The sequence below is a fragment of the Mesorhizobium sp. M7D.F.Ca.US.004.03.1.1 genome, assembly GCF_003998635.1.
GTDB classification, from domain to species: Bacteria; Pseudomonadota; Alphaproteobacteria; order Rhizobiales; family Rhizobiaceae; genus Mesorhizobium; species Mesorhizobium loti.
This window is the reverse complement of the sequence record NZ_RZQG01001014.1, coordinates 1-2,027: the sequence shown is the minus strand read 5'-3', so window position 1 is coordinate 2,027 and position 2,027 is coordinate 1. Positions and strand designations below refer to the sequence as shown.

Sequence of the window (2,027 nt, the reverse complement as noted above, 5' to 3'; positions counted from 1 at the left end):
CCTTCAGGCGACGGATCGGCGCTTGCTCGGCGGAGGAAAAGGTCAGCCGGTAATCCGTCTTGGCTAGATCCGGCAGCAAGGGCCAATTGAACGCCGGGTGCGCCCCGATCGATGCCGGCAGCGGCTCGTCGCCGGTGTTGGCGATGTCGAAGCTCACACTGAGTTGCTTGCGGTCCAGCGCGTAGGTCACCGCCAGGCGAAAGGCGAAGGGGTAGTGCGCGCGGGTGTCGGCGTCATCGGTGAGGACCAACGTGCAGGACTTTGGCCCCCTCTGCGCCCAGGCAAACGGCTTGTCGCGCGCGAAGCCGTGCTGGCTCATCGGATAGGTCTGGCCTTGATGGTGCAACCGGTCGCCCTTCAGCCGCCCGACGATCGGGAACAGCAGCGGCGAGTGACGCCGCCATTCCGGGCCGGCCTGCCATAGAAACTCTATGCCGTCGGCATCGCGCAGGGAGACCAGTTCAGCGCCCTGCCCGACGACGGTCGCCGAGATGCCGTCACCGTGAAGCGTCAGGCTGTCTTGTTCCATGCGTCCTCGCGGCTATCAGGCGTGGCCGGCAGGCTAGCAAAGGGCAACGCCTGAACTCAAGAGCGGCAGACCTATATCGCACCTCACTCCGCTGTGATGAACGATCCACCGCGCATGGCAAATGCTGCCTCAAATGAAAAACCGTGGCCGGAGGTTTCCCTCCAGCCACGGCAAGATACGAAATGTTGCCTGCTACGGTCCGGACTACTCGCGTTCGCCAGTGAAGTTCAGCAGCAGCTGGAAGATGTTGATGAAGTTCAGATAGAGCGAGAAGGCACCGAAGACGGCGAGCTTCTGGCGCGATTCCGCGTCGAAATTCTCGGCATACTGTTCTTTGATCGTTTGCGTGTCCCAGGCGGTCAGGCCGATGAATACGGCAATGCCGATCACCGAGATGGCGAACTGCAGTGCGGTCGAGCCGAGGAAGATGTTGACGATGCTGGCGATCACCACACCGATCAGGCCCATGATCAGGAACGACGAGAACTGGGTCAGGTCACGCTTGGTCGTGTAGCCGTAGAGGCTGGTGGCGCCGAACATGGTGGCGGCGATAAAGAAGGTGCGCGCGATGCTGGTTCCGGTGAAGACCAGGAACACGGAGGCGAGCGAAAGGCCCATGACCGCGCAGAAGGCCCAGAACATCGCCTGGGCGCTGGCTGCCGACATGGTCTGCATCTTGAACGAGAACAGCATGACGAAGGCGAGCGGCGCCAGCATCACCACCCATTTCAGCGGGCTGGAGAAGATCGGCACATAGAGCGCCGGCGTCGATGAGATCATGAAGGCGACCAGGCCGGTGACCACCAGGCCGACGCCCATGTAGTTGTAGACGCGCAGCATGTGCTGGCGCAGGCCCTCGTCGAAGATGGCGCCGGTTTGGGCGCCGGCGCCCACGCGATATCCCAGATTGGGGGTGTTCATTTGTGTTCTCCTTTGTGGATCGGTCAGTACAGCGTGGATCGATCAGTACAGCGTGGATCGATCAGTAAAGCGTCTTGGCGAGCGTCTCGGCGGCGCGGTCGAGGTCGTGGACCTCGCTTCGTCCGACCACCGCATAGGCGACCTCGCCGATCTGGAAATAGGCCGAGGAAATGTCGCCCGAGGGCGCGATGGTCGGCTTGACGACGTCGAAGGTTCCGGGCCGGATCGCGAACAGCGACACCAGCCCCATGTCTTTCGTCTCGACCGCCATCTCGACGCTCGGCCCAAAGCGCGACGGATAGATCTGCACGTCACGGACCTTCCAGTCCGCCGGCAGCGACGGCATGACGATGGCAGTCGCGGCGCGAATCTCGCCGGCGTTGTAATTGGGTGCTTCGGGCTGCGACGGCATGCTCTCGCGCACCAGCGTCGTTCTGTGGGCCCGCACCGCTTCGTCGACATAGGCGGGCGGCTGCGGCGAGGCGACGACCTTGGTCACCGACATCGGCCCGATGATGCCGTTCGCCAGCCAGCCGGCGGCAACGAAGGCGGCCACCGCCGCCGCGCGCTGCAACAC

At 63.4% G+C, this 2,027-nt stretch carries 2 protein-coding genes and 1 pseudogene; all 3 read right to left on the bottom strand.

Features of this window, described 5'->3' with window-relative positions; genetic code table 11:
• Window positions 1-529, bottom strand: a pseudogene (locus EN935_RS33225) (aldose 1-epimerase family protein); the annotation flags it as partial.
• 204 nt (window positions 530-733) lie between these two features.
• The gene (locus EN935_RS33220; RefSeq protein WP_023812012.1) at window positions 734-1,450 is read right to left on the bottom strand and encodes a Bax inhibitor-1/YccA family protein; all 717 of its coding nucleotides are present in this window, start codon (window positions 1,448-1,450) and stop codon (window positions 734-736) included.
• A 61-nt stretch (window positions 1,451-1,511) separates the two neighbouring features.
• A partial coding sequence (locus EN935_RS33215) for an anti-sigma factor (protein ID WP_164771575.1) occupies window positions 1,512-2,027 on the bottom strand: 516 nt, incomplete at its 5' end.